The sequence below is a fragment of the Mesorhizobium sp. M0664 genome, assembly GCF_040320565.1.
Taxonomy (GTDB): Bacteria; Pseudomonadota; Alphaproteobacteria; order Rhizobiales; family Rhizobiaceae; genus Mesorhizobium.
Window position 1 is genome coordinate 54,999 of record NZ_JAMYPW010000001.1, and the last position, 17,426, is coordinate 72,424.

The following is a 17,426-nucleotide window of genomic DNA, read 5'->3' on the forward strand; positions in this document are numbered from 1 at the left end:
ATGACCAGCACGCTGCTGCGCGGCCGCACGCTGTCGTTTTTGCGCTGGCCAGAAACCATCGACGACCATTCCGCCTGGCGCTACGAGCAAGATGGCGGCCTGCTGATGCGCGACGGAAGGATCGTTGCCGCGGGCGCCTATGCCGAGGTCGAGAAAAAGGCGGGCGAGGGAACAAAAAAAATCGACCACAGGCCGCATCTGCTGCTACCCGGGTTCATCGATGCGCACGCGCATTTTCCGCAGATGCAGGTCATCGCTTCCTTCGGCGCCGAGCTGCTCGACTGGCTGAACACCTACACTTTTCCGGAAGAGACAAAATTCCAGAACGCCCAGCATGGCCGCCGTATCGCCAGGCTGTTCCTGGATGAAGTATTGCGGCATGGCACCACGACAGTCGCGGCCTATTGCTCGGTACACAAGGAATCTGCCGAGGCGTTCTTTGCCGAGTCGCACGACCGCAACATGCTCAACATCGCCGGCAAGGTGATGATGGACCGCAACGCGCCGGACGGCGTGCTCGACACGCCGCAATCGGGCTATGACGACAGCAAGGCGTTGATCGATGAGTGGCACGGCAAGGGGCGCCAGCACTATGCCATCACGCCGCGCTTCGCCATCACCTCGTCGCCCGAGCAATTGGAGATGGCGGGCGCGCTCTGCCGCGAATATCCTGATCTGCACATGCAGACGCATCTGTCGGAAAACCACGCCGAGATCGCCTTCACGCAGCAATTGTACCCGCAGACGCGGGACTACACCGACATCTACGAACACTATGGGCTGCTCGGGCGCAGAAGCCTGTTCGGCCATTGCATCCACCTGTCGGAGCGCGAGGCGGATGCGCTTTCGGATAGCGGCTCGGTGGCGGTGTTCTGCCCGACCTCCAACCTGTTTCTCGGCTCGGGCCTGTTCGATTATCAGCGCTATAGCCGCCGCGAGAAGCCGCTTCGCATCGCCGCAGCCACCGATGTCGGCGGTGGCACCAACTATTCGATGCTGCGCACCATGGACGAGGGCTACAAGGTGATCGCGCTGAACGGCGAGAAGCTCAATCCGTTCCAGTCCTTCTGGCAGCTGACCCGCGGCAATGCCGAGGCGCTGTCGCTTGCGGAAAAGATCGGCACCCTGGAGGAAGGCAGCGACGCCGATATCATCGTGCTCGACGCCCGCGCCACGCCGGCGATGCGGCTGCGGGTGGAGACGGCGGACACGCTCGCCGAGGAGTTGTTTCTGCTGCAGACGCTAGGCGACGACCGCGCCGTGCGCGAGGTCTATGTCGCCGGCCGGGCGGCCAAGGCGGATATAGCGGTTTAGCCGTCGTATGCGGCCGGCTTGACCGGGCGGCAGCCATCCGCCAAAGCAACAGGCGAGATCGACAGGGGAACGACATGGCCGTTGCGGACGACATCGCTCTGATCAAGAAACAGGAAGCCACGCTTGTCTTTTCGGCCTTCGATGAAGCCGTCGCTTTCGAGATCGGCTCGGCGATCCGCGACCGGGCTCTCAAGGAAAACCTGCCGATCATCGTCGATATCAGAACTTTCGACCGGCCGCTGTTCTATGCGGCAATGCCCGGCTCGAACGCCTCCAATCCGGACTGGGCGCGGCGCAAGATCAACGTCGTGCGGCGGTTCCTGAAAAGCACCTACCGCATGGTGCTGGAGCAGCAGCGCCCCGACCGCAGCTTCAAGCCCGGCGAAGGGCTGGACATTGCCGACTATGTGCTGGCCGGTGGCGGCTTTCCCATCACTGTCAAGGGCGCTGGCGTCATCGGCGTGATCGCCGTCTCCGGTCTACCGGAGCGCGAGGACCACGGAGTTGTCGTCGATACGCTGTGTAGCTACTTGGGCGTCGATAGCCAGGAGTTGGTCCTGCCGCCGGAAGCAACATCGTGACGTTGGCGCTGCCCCTCATCCGCCTGCCGGCACCTTCCCCCCGCGTAGTGACGGGGAGAAGGGCAACGCTCCAACGCTGGCGATCCCCTCTCCCCGTCTCTATACGGGGAGAGGGTAAGGGTGAGGGGCAGCGCAAACGCCGCAGAAGCTCGCACAGCGTCCGTGGTCGCTCAGTATGACCGCGCTCGATCCCAAGTCCTTTCTCATTTCCATCTTCAACGCCGCCGTTGCCGCCGCCGATCCCCAGAGGACGATCAAGGATCATTTGCCCGCAAGGCCGAAGGGGCGGACGATCGTCATCGGTGCAGGAAAAGGCTCGGCGCAGATGGCGGCGGCTTTCGAGAAAGTGTGGGACGGGCCGATCGAAGGGCTGGTCGTCACCCGCTACGGCTATGGCGCGGCCTGCCGGCGCATCGAGATCATCGAGGCGGCGCATCCGGTGCCGGATGCCGCGGGGCTAGAAGCTTCCCGGCGGCTGCTCGAAAAGGTCCAGGGACTGACTGCGGACGACCTCGTCGTGGCGCTCATTTCGGGCGGCGGCTCGGCGCTGCTGCCGTCACCTGCCGAAGGTCTGACGCTGGCCAATGAGATCGCCGTCAACGAGGCGCTGCTCGCCTCCGGCGCGCCGATCGCCGCAATGAACACCATCCGTAAACATGTTTCCACGATCAAGGGCGGCAGGCTGGCAGCCGCTGCCTATCCAGCCAAGGTGGTGTCGCTGGTGGTCTCCGACATTCCGGCCGATAACCCGGCGCTGGTCGCTTCCGGCCCGACCGTTCCCGATTCCGGCAGCCGCGAAGATGCATTAGCGTCGATCGCCGCCTATGACATGAAACTACCGGCTTCAGTGATGGCGCACATCAATTCGCCGGCCGCCGATGCACCGCGCGTCGATGATCCGCGTTTTTCGCGCAACGAGGTACATCTGATCGCCTCGGCCGGCGTATCGCTGGAAGCGGCTGCGGCCGAAGCCAGGTACCAAGGTATCGAAGCGGTCATTCTCTCCGATTCCATCGAGGGCGAGGCGCGTGAGGTCGGCGGCGTCCACGCTGCAATCGCGCGCGAAGTGGCGACGCGCAACCGGCCATTCGCAAAACCGGTGCTGATCCTGTCGGGCGGCGAGACGACCGTGACCTTGCGCGCGAAAGGCAAAGGCGGCCGCAACTCGGAATTCCTGCTCGCCTTCGCCATTGGGATCAGCGGCCTGGCGGGCGTCCACGCACTGGCCGCCGACACCGACGGCATAGACGGTTCGGAAGACAATGCCGGCGCCTTCGCCGACGGCTCGACAGTGTCGCGGATGCATAAGGCGGGCATCGATGCCAAGGCCATGCTTGCCGGCAACAACGCCTGGACGGCATTCAATGCCGTAGATGACCTTTTCGTACCCGGTCCGACCGGCACAAACGTCAACGATCTCAGGGCGATATTGATCAAATAGCTCAGGCGGCCATCAGCTTTTTCACCGCTCTCATATCCTGCAGGAACCGGTCGCGTTCTGCCTGCCTGTCCGCCGGCTCGCGAATGCGCAGGATGAAAGACGGGTGGATGGTGACGAAGACACGCAAGCCATCGTCACGCTCCACGACGGCCCCGCGCATCTTCATGATCGGCACCACCTTGCCGAGCAGCGCCTGCGCCGCCGTTGCGCCGAGCGCCACCGCCAGATTGGGCTTGATCAGATCGATTTCCTTGTCGAGCCACCAGCGACAAGCCTGCACCTCGCCGGCGTTCGGCTTGGAGTGGATGCGCCGCTTGCCGCGCGGCTCGAACTTGAAATGCTTGACTGCGTTGGTGACGTAGACTTTCAGCCGATCGACGCCGGCATCGTCCAGGATGGCGTCGAACACCTTGCCCGCCGGACCGACGAAGGGCTTGCCCGCCAGGTCCTCCTGGTCGCCCGGCTGTTCGCCGACGAAGATCACCTTGGCTTTATCAGGGCCTTCACCGAACACGGTCTGCGTGGCGTCGTGCCATAGCGGACAGCGGCGGCAGATCTTGGCCGTTTCGCGCAGTTCAGGAATCGTCCTGGCGTCGATTTCTGTCGTTTCCGGAGACTTGCTTGCAGGCAAGCGTCTTGCCTGCACTTTGGCATGGTGCGGCGTCGGGGTTGTCTGCATCCTGGCGATCATGACTAAGGCGGCCTTGCTCGCTCCTGCAATCAGACACGCAATGAGCAAAGCCCGCCGAAGGTTCCGCTGAAATTATTCCGCATGGGCCTTCACCGGCGGATGGCCGACGATGTGATGCCCTACACCTCGTGCAGATAGAGGTGATAATCCAGTTCGCTGACCGTGCGCGCCACGCGCAGATATTCCGACTGCTTGATCGCCACGAACGTCCGGTGCAGGTCTTCGCCCAATGCGCCCTTGAGGAAGGTCGACGCCCTTGCCGCCTCGATCGCGGCACGCCAGTCGACCGGCATCGTCGTGCGCGTGACGGCTGATTCGTAGCCATTGCCGGTGGTTTCGGGACCGGGATCGAGGCCTTCGTCGAGGCCTTTGACGACACCGGCCAGCACCGTTGCCGCCACCAGGTAAGGATTCGCGTCGACGCCCGATGGCCGGTGCTCGATGCGGCGGTTCCTGGCATCGCCGGCCGGCACACGCAGTGCCACCGAACGGTTGTTGACGCCCCAGGTCGGCGCCACCGGCGCATAGGATTGCGAGACGAAGCGCCGCCATGAATTGGCGTGCGGCGCGAAGACCAGCATCGATTCCGCCATCGTCTGGATCAGTCCGCCGAGGCCGCGCAGCAGCGGCAGCGACCAGCTTTCGCCGCCGGTTTCGGCAAAGACATTCTTGCCGGCATCGTCTAGCAGCGAGACGTGAAAATGCATGCCCGAGCCGGCATATTTCTCGATCGGCTTGGCCATGAAGCAAGCGGTGACACCATGACGGCGCGCCTGCGCCCGCACCAGTCGCTTGAGCATGACGAGATCGTCGGCCGCCCGCATCACATCCTTGCGGTAGTTGAGCGTCAGCTCGTACTGGCCGGGCGCATATTCCGAGATGACCGTCTCGGCCGGGATGCCTTGCACCTTGGCTGCGGCGTAGATGTCGGAAAACAGCGGCTCCATGCCGTGCAGATGGTCGACGGAATAGACCTCAGTCTTGGCCGAGCGGCGTCCGTCAAGCACCGCGTGCGCCGGCTGCACCTTGCCTTCGGCGTCGCGCTCGTTGGCGAGCAGGAAGAATTCGAGCTCGAAGGCGCCGGCCGGATGCAGGCCCTGGGCCGCGAGGATGTCTACCTGGCGGGCGAGTGCCAGCCGCGGGTCGGACGACATCGGCTGGCCATCGAGATGGTACATCGCCATCAGCACCTGACCGCGCGGCGGCTGGGTGCCGAACAGCGGCACCAGTGTGCCGGGGATCGGCCACGCCCGCAGGTCGCCGTCGCCCGTCGTCCAGATCAGCCCGGTCTCGTGAACATCCTCGCCGGTGATGTCGAGGCCGAGGATCGAGATCGGCATGTGCCGGCCCCCCTCGAAGATGCTCATCAACTCATGCCGGCGCACGATCTTGCCGCGCCCGACGCCATTGGCGTCGGTCAGCACGATGTCGAACGCTTCGATCTCGGGATGAGCGTCGAGAAAGGCCAGCGCCTCGGCGGGCGTCGAGCCCGAAGGGGATGCCGTGACCAGGTTCAAACTTTGCTTGGGCGCTTGTTTCATGCCGCAAGCTTGTCTCACGCCGTAAGCTTTGCCGCAACCGCGTCGAAGGCAGTGATCAGCCGGTTCACCTGGGCGGCGCTGGTCGCAGGAGAGATCAGCATCATGTTGTGGAAGGGTGCGATCAGCACGCCGCGATTGACCAGCGCGACATGGATTGCCGCCTCGAGCTCCGGCACGTGCGCAGCCTCCGCTTCGCCGCCGTTCCTCAGCGGGCCCGGCGCGCAGATGAACTCGACACGGGCACCGACGCGAGCAACATGCCAGGGCAGACGATAGCGATCGATGACGGCGGTCAGCCCGGCGTCGAGCCGCCGCGCCAGATTGTCCATATGGCTGTAGTTCTCGTCGGTCATGACATATTCGAGCGTGGCGCGCATCGCTGCGAATTGCAGCGGATTGGCCGACAGCGTTGTCCCCATGCCGGAGTAGCCGGGCTCTTTCCGGCTGATATAAGCGGCATAGCGGGCCGCAACGTCTTCGCTCATGCCCCAGACGCTCGCCGGTACGCCGCCGGCAATCGGCTTGCCTAGCACGAACAGGTCCGGCTCCAGCCCGTATTTGCTTGTATAGCCGCCGGGACCGGTCGAGATTGTATGCGTCTCGTCGATTAGAAGCAGCGTGCCGGTCGCACGGGTGAGACGCCGCAAGCCATCATGAAAGCCGGCTTCGGGCAGCACCATGCAGGAATTGGTCAGCACCGGCTCGGCGATGACGCAGGCGACATCGTTGCCCCGGAGTGCCGCGTCGAGCGCCGGCAGATCGTTGAACTCGACGACATCAGTCGCCCGCGTCAGGTCGCGGAACTCGCCGGCCAGTCCCGGTCGATTCACCGCTTTCCCGGCGACCAGCCGCACCATCGTCTCGTCGACCGAGCCATGATAGCAGCCGTTGAAGACCAGTATCTTCTCCCGGCCGGTAACGGCGCGGGCAACCCGCAGCGCGAAGCGGTTGGCATCGGTCGCCGTCGTCGCGATCTGCCAGAATGGCAAGCCGAAACGCTGCTGCAGCAGCGGCCCGATGGCGAGGGCGTTCTCGGCAGGCAGCATGTAGGTCAGGCCGCGTCCGGCCTGCCTGCGGATGGCGCGTGCGACCGGCGGCGGCGAATGACCGAACATCGAGCCGGTGTCGCCAAGGCAGAAATCGTCGAGCCGGTTGCCGTCGATATCTCTGATGATGGCGCCCCTGGCACTATCGACAAGGATCGGGAACGGCGTCGGCCAGTCGTTCATCCAATGCATCGGCACGCCGCCGAAGAAGCCGGGCAGGCCATTGCCGATTTTCGCCATCGATTTCGGCCGCGCCCGGCAGAAGACTTCTGCCTCGGTCGCGCGTAACTCGGCGATCCGGGCCGGGCCGATGCCGCCGATGGAAGTCTTTGCATGGCTCATGACGTTCATGGCGGCCCTCTCAGTCGCACATTAGACAATCGGCGGCCGCTACCGCAATTGGCCGGGCGGCTGCCCTGTGTTGGGTCTGCGGTCATTTGAATGAAATCAGGCGCTTGACCGCGAGCCGCCTTCGGGCGCCAATGGTACTTCGGCTGGAGGGCATAAGATGGCGCGGGCGATCGTCTGCGCAGCAACGTTGCTGTCGTCGGTTGGTGCGGCTCTGGCGTCCGGCGGCATCTGGTGTTCCGCCGAGGATGCAGCCGTCAAATTTCAGATCGGTGCCGGGGTCACCAGAGGCATGGGCCGACCTTCAATTTTAGCGGCGAGCTCGAGATTCTGGGCAGGCCGGCTGCCGACAGTCTGCGCAAGACGGTGTTCGAGGATCAGAACCTCACGCAATATTGGCTCGACAACAAGGAATTGCGGCTGCTCGTCAACCACGAACGGCAGGTCGAAAACGCCTACGGCTACGTCGAACTGGCGATCCTGACCAAGGCCAGCGACGAAGGCGTCTATGACGGCCGCTATTTGCTCTCAATCTATGATGGAACGGCTGAGGCCGAAAAGGACGGCAAGCAGGCTGAATTGACCGGCAAAGTATCTTGCGGAGCCGAGTAAGTAACAGGCTACGCCGAAATATCGATGACGCCGCAGTCGCCAGCAGCGCTGCCAAAGGCGACGCGGCGCTCTTCCTTGTCCCACATCATCGAAGTGACGGCGCCCTTGCCGGGCCGGCGCAACAGCACTTCCTTGGCGTCGGCGAAGCGCACCGCCATCACCATCCCGTCATCATAGCCGATAGCAACGACGTCCTGGCTCGGGTGACAGGCGACGGAGGTGACCATCGCATTGCCGCGCGTGCCGAGTTCCAGCGGCGCCTTGCCCATCGGCCCGTCCTTGCCCGAAAACGGCCAGACGATCGCCGCCGGCGCGCCGGAACTCGCCAGCCATTTGCCCTTGGCGCTCCACGACAGGCTTTTGACCTTGCCGGGGTAGCCGGACATGCGCATGTGCTTGCCGTCGGCGAGCTTCCAGCCATGTAGCGCGTTTTCCTGCATGGTGGTGACGAGGAAGCCGCCGTCCGGCGAGAAGGTGATGCCGGTGTGGGCGCCGGCCCATTCGAGCTCGACCGGCCTGCCGTCGGCAGCCGGGAAGTGCAGCGTCGCGCCATTGTAGCGGGCAACGCCGAAGCGCATGCCCTTGGGCGAGAAGGCAAGCCCCTCGACTGAGCGCGGATGCGAGAATTCCCTGGTTTTACCGTCGGCAAAGCGCACATAGGCAATCTTGCCCGAAGCATAGGCAACAGCGCCTTGCGGCCCGGCGGCGACGCTGGTTATCCATTTTTTGCCTGCGGTCGCCAATTCCGTTGTATTGCCGCCTGGGGTCACGGCAAAGATCCTGCCGTCCTCACCACCGGTGATCAGTCGGTCGTTTGCCGCATCATGGAAGGCGGCGAGCATTCCGTCATTGGCCTGCACCGTCTTGTGGCCGTGGTCGAGCCGATGGATTGTGCCGTCGGCCAGCGCAAAATGCGGCACGTCGCCGAGAAACACGGCGGCGAGGCAGTGGCCTTCGAGATCGAGCGGGGCGACTGTCGGCATGAGAGATCATTCCGTTCGAGATTTCTGCTGCCTCACCCTTAAGGGGTTGAGCTGCGGGTCTCAACCCGTGCTTCGGATCGTGGTGAGGAGAGACCGCCAGCGTTTAGGCTGCACTTCTCCCAGAAGGAAGAAAGGGCAGCTAAATCAAGCGGCCTGGCAGGCCTCGAAGCTTGTCTTCAGTCGCTCGGCGTCGAGTTCGCGGCCGATGAACACCAGCCGGCTCTCGTGCTTCTCGTTGTCCTTCCAGGCGCGCTGGTGGTCGCCCTCGATGATCATGTGCACACCCTGGATGACATAGCGCTCGTCATCGCCTTTCAGCGCAATGATCCCTTTCAGCCGCAGGATGTTCGGGCCTTCCATTTGGGTGACCTTCTCGATCCACGGGAAGAACTTTTTCGGGTCCATCTCGCCGCCGCGCAGCGACACCGACTGCACAGTCACGTCATGGATGTCGGAAGGGTGCGCATGATGATGCCCGTCATGATCGTGGTGATCATGGCCGTCGTGATCATGGTGATGGTGGTCATGATCATGATCATGATCATGATGGTCGTGATCGTCATGCGCCTCGAGGAAGTGCGGATCGTTCTCCAGCGCCCGGGACAGGTCGAACGCACCGCGATCGAGCACCTCGGACAGCGCCACGCTGGCGCGCGTGGTGCGATGGATTCGTGCCGCCGGGTTGATGGCGCGGATCGTCGCCTCCACCTTGCTCAGCTCTTCGGGGGTGACCAGATCGGTCTTGTTGAGCACGACGACATCGGCAAAGGCGATCTGGTCCTCGGCCTCGCGGGAATCCTTGAGGCGCAGCGGCAAGTGCTTGGCGTCGACCAGCGCCACCACCGCATCGAGCCTGGTCTTCGAACGCACGTCGTCGTCCATGAAGAAGGTCTGCGCCACCGGCACGGGATCGGCGAGGCCTGTGGTCTCGACGAGGATGGCGTCGAAGCGGCCAGGCCTGCGCATCAGGCCTTCGACGACGCGGATCAGGTCGCCGCGCACGGTGCAGCAGACGCAGCCATTGTTCATCTCGTAGATTTCCTCGTCGGATTCCACGATCAGCTCGTTGTCGATGCCGATCTCGCCGAATTCATTGACGATGACGGCGTAGCGCTTGCCATGGTTTTCCGAAAGGATGCGGTTGAGCAGTGTCGTCTTGCCGGCGCCGAGATAGCCGGTGAGGACGGTTACGGGGATCTGCGTCTGTGCGTCGCTCATATTGTGCCTCGAATAGGGATTGTCGGCTCCATATAGGATGTGTGCTCGGCTTTTGCACGAGGCAAACCGGTGGGCCAAAGAGGGGCTGGTATTGCCGAACTTTCCTCACATTACCGAACTTTCATTGGCGCCGCCTGACAGCGGGCCCTAGATAGGCGGGGTCATTTACGGAGCTGTTCGCGTTGAAGAGGCGCCAGATGTCCGACAAGTCCTTGCCACTAAGCCGTCGGCAGGCGCTCGGTCTCGTTGCGGTTACCGCTGGCGGCATATTCCTGCCCGCCGGTGCAAGGGCCGGGCAGGTTTCGCCCTATGCCGGGCTTGCTTTGTTCGAGGCCGGTGCCGGCGTCTGCGCCATCACGCCCGAGGTCACCGAAGGGCCGTTCTATTTCGACCCGAAGCTCGAACGCGCCGACATCACCGAGGGCAAGAAGGGCATCGCCCTCAATGTGCGGCTGCAAATCGTCGACGCCGCCTGCCGCCCGCTTCCCGGCGCACGCGTCGATATCTGGCATTGCGATGCCCAGGGCGCCTATTCCGGATATCCCGGACAGGGCGACGGGCAGGATATCGACACGTCCGGCCAGAGCTTTCTCCGCGGCTGGCAGAGAACCGATGAAAGCGGCATCGCTTCTTTCGCCACCATCTATCCCGGCTGGTATCGTGGCCGCACCACCCACATCCATTTCAAGATCTTCCCCGACGACCGCTCGGTGATGACCGGCCAGATGTTCTTCCCCGACAGCCTCAGCGAGCAGATATTCGCCACCGTCGCGCCCTATAAAGATCGCCTCGGCAAACGCGATACATCGAACGCGCGGGACGGCATTGCGCGGCAGGCCGGGCCGCTGTCGCAGGCAGCGCTGCGGGAAATGGCGGACGCCTATCAGGCGTTGATGGTGGTCGCGGTGAAACCTGGTTGAGAACACCTCGTCACGTCCCCATCCAGCCATTGCGGAAAGTCGTTTGTCATCTAACTGAAATAAACATCTGGCATTAGCCACGGCGAACACCGCGAAGCTTGCCGGCAAAGCTATTTTCCGAGCCGGAATGTTTCGATCGTCATTGCCAATCGGCGGCCTGCTTCTATGCTGGCCGTTCCGGTTCGGCCGAGGAGGGATGAGCATGGCCAAGGCGGACAAGACTGGAACAATGAGCCGGCTGCATTCGGCGGCGCGGCTGGCGCGCACGGCGCTCGCCGCCCGGCTTCTGGCGCATGGTTTCTATGCCGGCCAGGACCAGATCATGCTGGCGCTCGACCGCGAGGATGGGCAGACGCCCGGCAACCTTGCCGGCCGCCTCGGCGTGCGGCCGCCAACCATCACCAAGACCATCAACCGGCTGCAGGCGCAGGGCTTTCTGGAGAAGCGGGCCTCGTCCGCCGATGCCCGCCAGGCGCATATTTTCCTCACCGACACCGGCCGCGAAATCATCCACGCCATCGAGAAGTCGGTGAAGAAGACCGAAAAGCAGGCATTGAAGGGTCTCGACAAGAAGGACCAGAAAGCGCTGTTCAAGCTGCTTGCCCGCGTCGAGGCGAACCTGTCGAACGGCGAAATGGTGCTCCCGGATGACGAACTGGATATCGAAGACAAGATGCTTGAATAGCTCACGCGTTCGCCGCTGACGGCCGCCGCGTCAGTGCCGACCAACGTCCCGGTGTGACACCGAACGCCTTCTTGAAATGCCGATTGAAATGGCTTTGATCACTGAAGCCGGCTGCGATGGCGATTTGCGCCAGCGGCTCGTCGGCTTCGATCATCCGACGGGCCCGCTGAAGCCGGCGCATCACCAGGAACCGGTGCGGGCTGGTGGAGAAGGTGGCGCGGAAATGCCGCGAAAGGGCATAACGGTCCAATCCGGTTATCGCCTCCAATTCATGCGAACGTACAATCCGCGCAACATTTTCCTCCAGATAGTCGCGCGCCAGGCTGGCGGCGCGCCACGCAGTTTTCGCTACCGGTTTCGCCCGCTGACCGGCGTGCCGCGCTAGGCTTTGCATAAGCTGCGTCATGAAATCGACGACAAACAGCTCGTCCAGTTCCTGATTCAACGGCCCGAGCGCGGAAAGCAGCGTCGCCCGGAGATCGCGGTCTGTCACCACGGCATTCCCGACGAATGGCAGTGATCCGCCGCCGAGACAATCGAGCATCAGGGACGGCTCCAAATAGAGCATTCTGTATCGCAAGCCGTCTTCGGTGCCGGCACCGCCATCGTGCAGTTCGTCGGGATGAAGGATAATGATCTGGCCAGGCAGGCTCTGATGCGTTTGGCCGCGATAGCGGAAGCGCTGCACGCCATAAAGCGTCACCCCGATCGCATAGGTGTCGTGGCGATGGAGATCGAAGGCATTGCCGTGGAACCGGGCCTCGATGCGTTCCATCCCGGCAGCACCGGGTGCCGGTACGATGCAGTTCTCGGCTGCATCCACGCACAAACGTCCAAGACCCTGAAAGGCTTCCCGGTCCAGATCGTGCGCCATCGCTTCACTCGCAGCCTCGGATTGGCCCCCTTTTCGGATGGAAACTGTCGCATGTTCGATACGAAATTTGCAATCGTGCTCAAGGATGATCTTCCCGTCTGGCAAAAGCTCAATGTCACCGCCTTTCTGACCAGCGGCATCGTCGCGCAATTTCCCGACATTATCGGCGACCCCTACCGTGATCGCGCCGGCAATATCTACAACCCGCTGTCGATCCAGCCGGTCATCGTGCTTTCGGCGGACGGCCAGACGCTCGGCGCGATCCAGCGGCGGGCGCTGGAGCGTGGTGTGACGGTTTCGCTCTATGTCGAGGAAATGTTTTCGACCGGGTATGATCTGGCCAACCGCGCCGTCTTTGCCGAATTTGCGCCGGAGCATGCCAAGGTGGTCGGCATCGCGCTTCGCGCCGAAAAGAAGCTCGTCGACAAGATCACCAAGGGCGCCCGCATGCACGCCTGAGTCGTCGGCCACTAGGTCGGCCACTGGGAAACAAACTGAGCCTGCCGGCGGCTGTCGTTGTGCCAGCCTGTTTTGGCTTGCCCGCAGGCGACAATTGCCGCATTGGTGAGGGACTGCCTTGCTTCCCGTCCGGCCTGAAATTGAATGCTCCCCCAAGACAAGACGAAAGCGCGACATCGCCGGCGGCGATCCTGTGCATGCTTTCCGTCTATGTGTTTTTCACCTTCCTCGACACCAGCAGCAAGTACCTTGTGCTGGCCGGCGTCTCGGCGCTGATCGTCGCCTGGACCCGCTTCGCGGTCCATGTGCTGATCGTCGGCGTCTTTCTGCGCGGATGGCGCGAGCCGCTGCGCTTTCGTCCCGCCAACCTGCCGGCGCACATCACGCGCGGTCTGCTCCTGTTCGGATCGACGATGTTCAACATTCTGGCGCTGCGGACGCTGCAACTGGTGGAAACCACCTCGATCTACTTCTTCGGCCCGATGGTGATCACCGCGCTTGCCGGTCCGTTGCTCGGCGAATGGGCTGGCTGGCGGCGCTGGCTGGCCATCATGAGCGGCTTTGTCGGCGTCCTCATCATCACCCGGCCGGGCGTCGGCGTTTTTGGCGTCGGCCATCTCTTTGCGCTCGGCTCGATGCTATCGAACAGTTTCTACGTCATCATGACGCGCCGCATGTCGGCGACGGAAACCTCGGAAAGCCTGATCCTGTTTTCGGCGCTGGCGCCGGCCGTGCTGCTGCTGCCGACACTGCCGTTTTCGCCTTCGCTGCCGCAGGATGGCTGGCACTGGTTCATATTGCTGATGCTTGGCGTCTTCGGCGCCATCGGTCATTGGCTTATTGTGCAGGCCTATCGCCTTGCCACCACCACGGCCCTGGCTCCCTATCCCTATTCGCAGATGATCTGGATGATCATCTCCGGCCTGATCGTCTTCAACCAGTTTCCCGATCGCTGGACGCTGGTCGGTGCCACAGTCATCGTCGCCAGCGGCCTCTACATCGTTCACCGCGAGCACCGGCTCCGCTTGCGCAACCGCGCAACGCTGGGCGCGGACGCGAAGCGCTGGCAAAAAAACTTTGATTTGCTCGGAATCGATGGCATAAGAGCCGGCCTTTAAACAGTTTAAATTGCTTCGGGAGCGCAGGGCGCTGGCACAGAAGATCAAGCTTTCGACCATCGCGGATGCGCTCGGCGTGTCCACGGCCACGGTCTCGCTGGCCTTGCGCGACAGCCCGCTGGTCGCCGGCGGCACCCGCGATCGCATCAAGGAACATGCACGCGCCATCGGCTATATCTACAACCGCCGCGCCGCCAGCCTGCGCACCTCGCGCTCGGGCATAGTCGGCGTCGTCGTCCACGACATCATGAACCCGTTCTTTGCCGAGATATTGCGTTCGATAGAGAGCGAGCTCGACCGCAGCCGGCAAACCTTCATCCTGTCGAACCACTACGACCAGCTCGAGAAACAACGCACTTTCATCGACACGCTTCTGCAGCTTGGCGCTGACGGGGTCATCATGTCGCCGGCCATCGGCACGCCGCCCGAAGACATAATCTTGGCCGAGGAGAACGGTCTCCCGGCAGTGCTGATTGCACGCACCGTCGAAGGTGCCGACGTGCCGGTGTTTCGCGGCGACGATGCCTATGGCACCGGGCTTGCCACCAACCATCTGATCTCGCTTGGCCACAAGCGCATCGCCATGATCGGCGGTACCGACCAGACGTCGACCGGCCGCGACCGCTATCAGGGATATGTCAACGCCATGGAGGCGGCAGGGCTTGAGGTCAGGCCGTCCTGGCGCATTGCCGGCCCGCGCACGAAGCAGGCCGGCTTCGAGGCTGCCGGGCAGTTCCTGGCGCTGAAGGACAGGCCGACCGCGGCCTGCTGCTGGAACGACCTCGTCGCCATCGGTCTGATGAATGGCATTGCCCGCGCCGGGCTGGTGCCGGGCATCGACATCTCGGTTACCGGCTATGACGACCTCGAGGAAGCGGCGATCGCCACGCCGGCGCTGACTACCGTGTGGAACGGCCAGCGCGAGGTTGGCCGCCGCGCCGCCAGCGCGCTGCTCGACAAACTCAACGGACAGACGGTGCGGCCGTCGCAGGAACTGATCAAGCCGGAACTGCATGTGCGCCAGTCGACCGGCAAACCGGTGGAACGTGCATGACAAAAACCGAACAGCAAGCTGTTACCATTCTGGTGCCGGGCCAGTTCAACGACCATGCGGTCGGCCGCATCGACGGGGCGTTCAGCCGCGTCCGGATCGAACGCGCCGATCCGTCGCTGGTCACCGACGAGATGCGTCATACGGTGCGCGGCATAGCCGCCTTTGGCGGCATAAGCGCCGCGTTGATGGACGCGCTGCCAAAGCTCGAGATTATCGCCAATTTCGGCGTCGGCTATGATTCGGTCGATATCCGCCACGCCGCACGGCGCGGCATCATGGTCACCAACACGCCGGATGTGCTGACCGAAGAGGTCGCCGATACGGCGCTCGGCCTGTTGATCAATGCCGTCCGCGAACTGCCGCGCGCCGAGGCCTGGCTGCGCGACGGAAGCTGGCTGCGCAACGGCAACTATCCGCTGAGCCGGCTGACTTTGCGCGGTCGCCATGTCGGCATCTTCGGCATGGGCCGCATCGGCCTCGCCATTGCCCGGCGGCTCGATGCTTTCGGACTGCCCATCGCCTATCACAACCGGCGCCGCGTCGAAGGCCTGTCCTATGACTATCACCCGACGCTGAAAGGTCTCGCCGAGGCGGTCGACACACTGATCTCGGTGGCGCCCGGCGGGGCCTCGACGGAAAAGGCCGTCAATGCCGAAATCCTCTCGGCTCTGGGGCCGAACGGCGTCTTCGTCAATATCGGCCGGGGCAGCACGGTCGACGAACCAGCCCTTGCCGCCGCACTTGCCAGCGGCAGCATCGCCGCTGCCGGGCTAGACGTCTTTGCCGACGAGCCGAATGTGCCAGCGGCGTTGCTTGCCGCGCCCAACACCTCGCTTTTGCCGCATGTCGGCTCGGCGTCCGAGCATACGCGCCGCGCCATGGCCAACCTTTGCGTCGACAATCTGGTCTCGTGGTTTTCGCAGCGCAAGGCGCTGACGCCGGTGCCGGAGACGGCAAATGTCAAGGCAAGGCCGTAAGCGGGCTGCCATATCTATTAACTTCAGCTTAACCCTTCGGAATCATTCTGGTCCCCTCGCAGTGTATGTCCGCCTGACAGGACATGACAGCAAGATGAAGCGCGCCTCCCTGATCTCTTCGAACCGGCGCGCTTGAAATGCGCGGAGAACCAGGATGAAGACGCTTCCTGCATTGATGGCAGTCGCTGTGCTGTTCGGCAGCGCCCAGCTGTTTTACGCCGGTAGCGGTGAAAGCCGTGCGGCCAGTGAGTCACCGCTTTCATCCGGCAACTACAGGCTGGTAGCCCATGGCAACGAGGGGTCTTGTGCGGTCAGCCGCGGCGCCGAGATTTCGCAAGGCCTGTCGCTGTTGACGGTCGCAGCAAATTGCCGCCGGGTGTTGCCCGGCGTCGAGCAGGCGAAGTTCTGGCGAGAGCAGGATGACGGCACGGTCACCTTCAGCGCCAACGGCACCGATCCGATCGTCATGTTCTCAGTCGCCGACGGCGATGGTTACGAATCCTACGCGCCGGCGCTGCCGCTGCTGACGCTGGCGTCAGCCGGCAACTAGCGAGCGCGGCAGGACTATTCCGCGGCTGCGCGCACACCCGATTTCGCCGCCTGATGCAGGCGCACCGCATCGCCGAATGCGCGAAATATCTTTACCGAGATACTGTCCGATTTGACCCAGTATTCGGGATGCCACTGGACGCCGACAGCGAAAGCCCGTGCATCGCGCACCGAAACCGCCTCGACAGTGCCGTCGGCGGCGACCGCTTCGACCTGCAGCTTTGGGCCAAGCCGGTCGATGGCCTGGCGATGCACCGAATTGACCATGATATCGCCGGCGCCGAAGACCCCGGCCAGGCAGCTGCCGGGTTTTATCGCCACGCTCTGGCGGATGGCGAAGCGTTCGTCCTGATTGTCGCTTGCCGGCGCACGATGATCGAGCGAACCGGCGCGTTCCTGGATTTCGGTGGCCAACGTGCCACCCAGCGCCACATTCATCTCCTGGATGCCGCGGCAGATGGCGAGCAATGGCACCCCGCGCTCCACCGCCCGGCGGATCAGCGGCAACGTCGTCGCGTCGCGGGCGGAGTCGTAAGGACCATTGGCTTCGCTGGCGTCGCCGCCATAGAGCGAGGGATGAACGTTCGATTTGGAGCCGGTGACCATGACGCCGTCGACGGCGGAAAGCAGTTCGTCGAAGTCGAGCCGGTCGCCGAAGGACGGTACCAGCAGCGGGAACACGCCTGCACCCGAAAGCGCCGCTTCGAGATATTGCTGTGGCGCGGCATGCCAGGTGTAATTGTCGAACTGGCGGACATCGGTCGATACGGCGACGAGCGGCTGGTGCATTTGGTCCGGATCCCATCGGGTGCAACGAATTATCTGCCTGCAAAATAGGCGATCCGAAGGCGCATTTCCATGGCAAGTTTCGGCGTGTCGCGTAGGCCAGTTAATCGACCTTAGACTATAGTTGCAAGATCTGCCCCAACGCCGTGAATTTCCCCGAAATGCGCCACTCAAACCGGGCTGCCGTGCTGGACTCGACTCCTTGCCTGTGTATTGTCGGCTCGAAGCC

Annotated in this window: 18 protein-coding genes; 11 read left to right on the plus strand and 7 right to left on the minus strand. The window is 63.2% G+C overall.

Annotated features, from left to right (window positions below; translation table 11 throughout):
* The 3 genes from guaD (at nucleotide 1) to NKI39_RS00275 (ending at nucleotide 3,336) form a co-directional block, all read left to right on the plus strand.
* A complete protein-coding gene (guaD, locus tag NKI39_RS00265) occupies nucleotides 1-1,314 on the plus strand; it encodes a guanine deaminase (protein WP_352830253.1) in 1,314 nt (437 codons plus the stop codon).
* 74 nt (nucleotides 1,315-1,388) lie between these two features.
* Nucleotides 1,389-1,895, plus strand: coding sequence for a heme-degrading domain-containing protein (locus NKI39_RS00270; RefSeq protein WP_352813880.1), 507 nt, complete (start codon nucleotides 1,389-1,391; stop codon nucleotides 1,893-1,895).
* A 175-nt stretch (nucleotides 1,896-2,070) separates the two neighbouring features.
* Nucleotides 2,071-3,336 carry a glycerate kinase type-2 family protein gene (locus NKI39_RS00275; RefSeq protein WP_352830257.1) on the plus strand — a complete coding sequence of 422 codons (1,266 nt, stop codon included), beginning with the start codon at nucleotides 2,071-2,073 and terminating at the stop codon, nucleotides 3,334-3,336.
* Nucleotide 3,337: 1 nt separating this feature from the next.
* On the opposite strand, the gene NKI39_RS00280 is transcribed toward NKI39_RS00275, so the two are convergent.
* From NKI39_RS00280 to NKI39_RS00290, 3 genes are all read right to left on the minus strand, one after another.
* Nucleotides 3,338-4,060, minus strand: a complete 723-nt coding sequence (locus NKI39_RS00280; RefSeq protein ID WP_352470171.1) for a UdgX family uracil-DNA binding protein — start codon at nucleotides 4,058-4,060, stop codon at nucleotides 3,338-3,340.
* Nucleotides 4,061-4,146: 86 nt separating this feature from the next.
* The gene (locus NKI39_RS00285; RefSeq protein WP_352540365.1) at nucleotides 4,147-5,568 is read right to left on the minus strand and encodes a glutamine synthetase family protein; all 1,422 of its coding nucleotides are present in this window, start codon (nucleotides 5,566-5,568) and stop codon (nucleotides 4,147-4,149) included.
* A 14-nt stretch (nucleotides 5,569-5,582) separates the two neighbouring features.
* Entirely contained in the window at nucleotides 5,583-6,965 is a 1,383-nt protein-coding gene (locus tag NKI39_RS00290; RefSeq protein ID WP_352830260.1) for an aspartate aminotransferase family protein, read from the minus strand.
* Nucleotides 6,966-7,328: 363 nt separating this feature from the next.
* Between NKI39_RS00290 and NKI39_RS00295 the strand changes: the two genes are divergently transcribed.
* Nucleotides 7,329-7,574 carry a hypothetical protein gene (locus tag NKI39_RS00295; RefSeq protein ID WP_352830263.1) on the plus strand — a complete coding sequence of 82 codons (246 nt, stop codon included), beginning with the start codon at nucleotides 7,329-7,331 and terminating at the stop codon, nucleotides 7,572-7,574.
* 8 nt (nucleotides 7,575-7,582) lie between these two features.
* On the opposite strand, the gene NKI39_RS00300 is transcribed toward NKI39_RS00295, so the two are convergent.
* Both NKI39_RS00300 and NKI39_RS00305 read right to left on the minus strand, forming a co-directional pair.
* Nucleotides 7,583-8,557 (minus strand): WD40 repeat domain-containing protein, encoded by a 975-nt coding sequence (locus NKI39_RS00300; protein WP_352818672.1) that lies wholly within the window; start codon nucleotides 8,555-8,557, stop codon nucleotides 7,583-7,585.
* A 144-nt stretch (nucleotides 8,558-8,701) separates the two neighbouring features.
* On the minus strand, nucleotides 8,702-9,775 hold the full coding sequence (locus NKI39_RS00305) for a CobW family GTP-binding protein (protein ID WP_352818669.1): 1,074 nt from the start codon (nucleotides 9,773-9,775) through the stop codon (nucleotides 8,702-8,704).
* 197 nt (nucleotides 9,776-9,972) lie between these two features.
* Here NKI39_RS00305 and NKI39_RS00310 point away from each other — a divergent pair, with 197 nt between their 5' ends.
* Both NKI39_RS00310 and NKI39_RS00315 read left to right on the plus strand, forming a co-directional pair.
* Nucleotides 9,973-10,695: an intradiol ring-cleavage dioxygenase gene (locus NKI39_RS00310; RefSeq protein WP_352830267.1), complete on the plus strand. Its 723-nt coding sequence runs from the start codon at nucleotides 9,973-9,975 to the stop codon at nucleotides 10,693-10,695.
* Between the two features lie 202 nt (nucleotides 10,696-10,897).
* Entirely contained in the window at nucleotides 10,898-11,380 is a 483-nt protein-coding gene (locus NKI39_RS00315; RefSeq protein WP_352818663.1) for a MarR family winged helix-turn-helix transcriptional regulator, read from the plus strand.
* A 1-nt stretch (nucleotide 11,381) separates the two neighbouring features.
* On the opposite strand, the gene NKI39_RS00320 is transcribed toward NKI39_RS00315, so the two are convergent.
* Complete coding sequence (locus NKI39_RS00320) at nucleotides 11,382-12,254, minus strand: AraC family transcriptional regulator (RefSeq protein WP_352830586.1); 873 nt, start codon at nucleotides 12,252-12,254, stop codon at nucleotides 11,382-11,384.
* A gap of 51 nt (nucleotides 12,255-12,305) precedes the next feature.
* Between NKI39_RS00320 and NKI39_RS00325 the strand changes: the two genes are divergently transcribed.
* From NKI39_RS00325 to NKI39_RS00345, 5 genes are all read left to right on the plus strand, one after another.
* Nucleotides 12,306-12,713, plus strand: coding sequence for a DUF2000 family protein (locus NKI39_RS00325; RefSeq protein ID WP_352818660.1), 408 nt, complete (start codon nucleotides 12,306-12,308; stop codon nucleotides 12,711-12,713).
* Nucleotides 12,714-12,910: 197 nt separating this feature from the next.
* Nucleotides 12,911-13,831, plus strand: coding sequence for a DMT family transporter (locus NKI39_RS00330; RefSeq protein WP_352830271.1), 921 nt, complete (start codon nucleotides 12,911-12,913; stop codon nucleotides 13,829-13,831).
* Between the two features lie 31 nt (nucleotides 13,832-13,862).
* The gene (locus tag NKI39_RS00335; RefSeq protein ID WP_352470174.1) at nucleotides 13,863-14,885 is read left to right on the plus strand and encodes a LacI family DNA-binding transcriptional regulator; all 1,023 of its coding nucleotides are present in this window, start codon (nucleotides 13,863-13,865) and stop codon (nucleotides 14,883-14,885) included.
* Nucleotides 14,882-15,862 (plus strand): 2-hydroxyacid dehydrogenase, encoded by a 981-nt coding sequence (locus NKI39_RS00340; RefSeq protein WP_352818653.1) that lies wholly within the window; start codon nucleotides 14,882-14,884, stop codon nucleotides 15,860-15,862. The genes NKI39_RS00335 and NKI39_RS00340 overlap by 4 nt, the downstream gene beginning before the upstream one ends.
* Before the next feature lie 154 nt (nucleotides 15,863-16,016).
* Nucleotides 16,017-16,412 carry a hypothetical protein gene (locus NKI39_RS00345; protein ID WP_352469876.1) on the plus strand — a complete coding sequence of 132 codons (396 nt, stop codon included), beginning with the start codon at nucleotides 16,017-16,019 and terminating at the stop codon, nucleotides 16,410-16,412.
* Between the two features lie 14 nt (nucleotides 16,413-16,426).
* On the opposite strand, the gene NKI39_RS00350 is transcribed toward NKI39_RS00345, so the two are convergent.
* A complete protein-coding gene (locus NKI39_RS00350) occupies nucleotides 16,427-17,200 on the minus strand; it encodes a gamma-glutamyl-gamma-aminobutyrate hydrolase family protein (protein ID WP_352540375.1) in 774 nt (257 codons plus the stop codon).
* Between the last annotated feature and the right edge of the window lie 226 nt (nucleotides 17,201-17,426).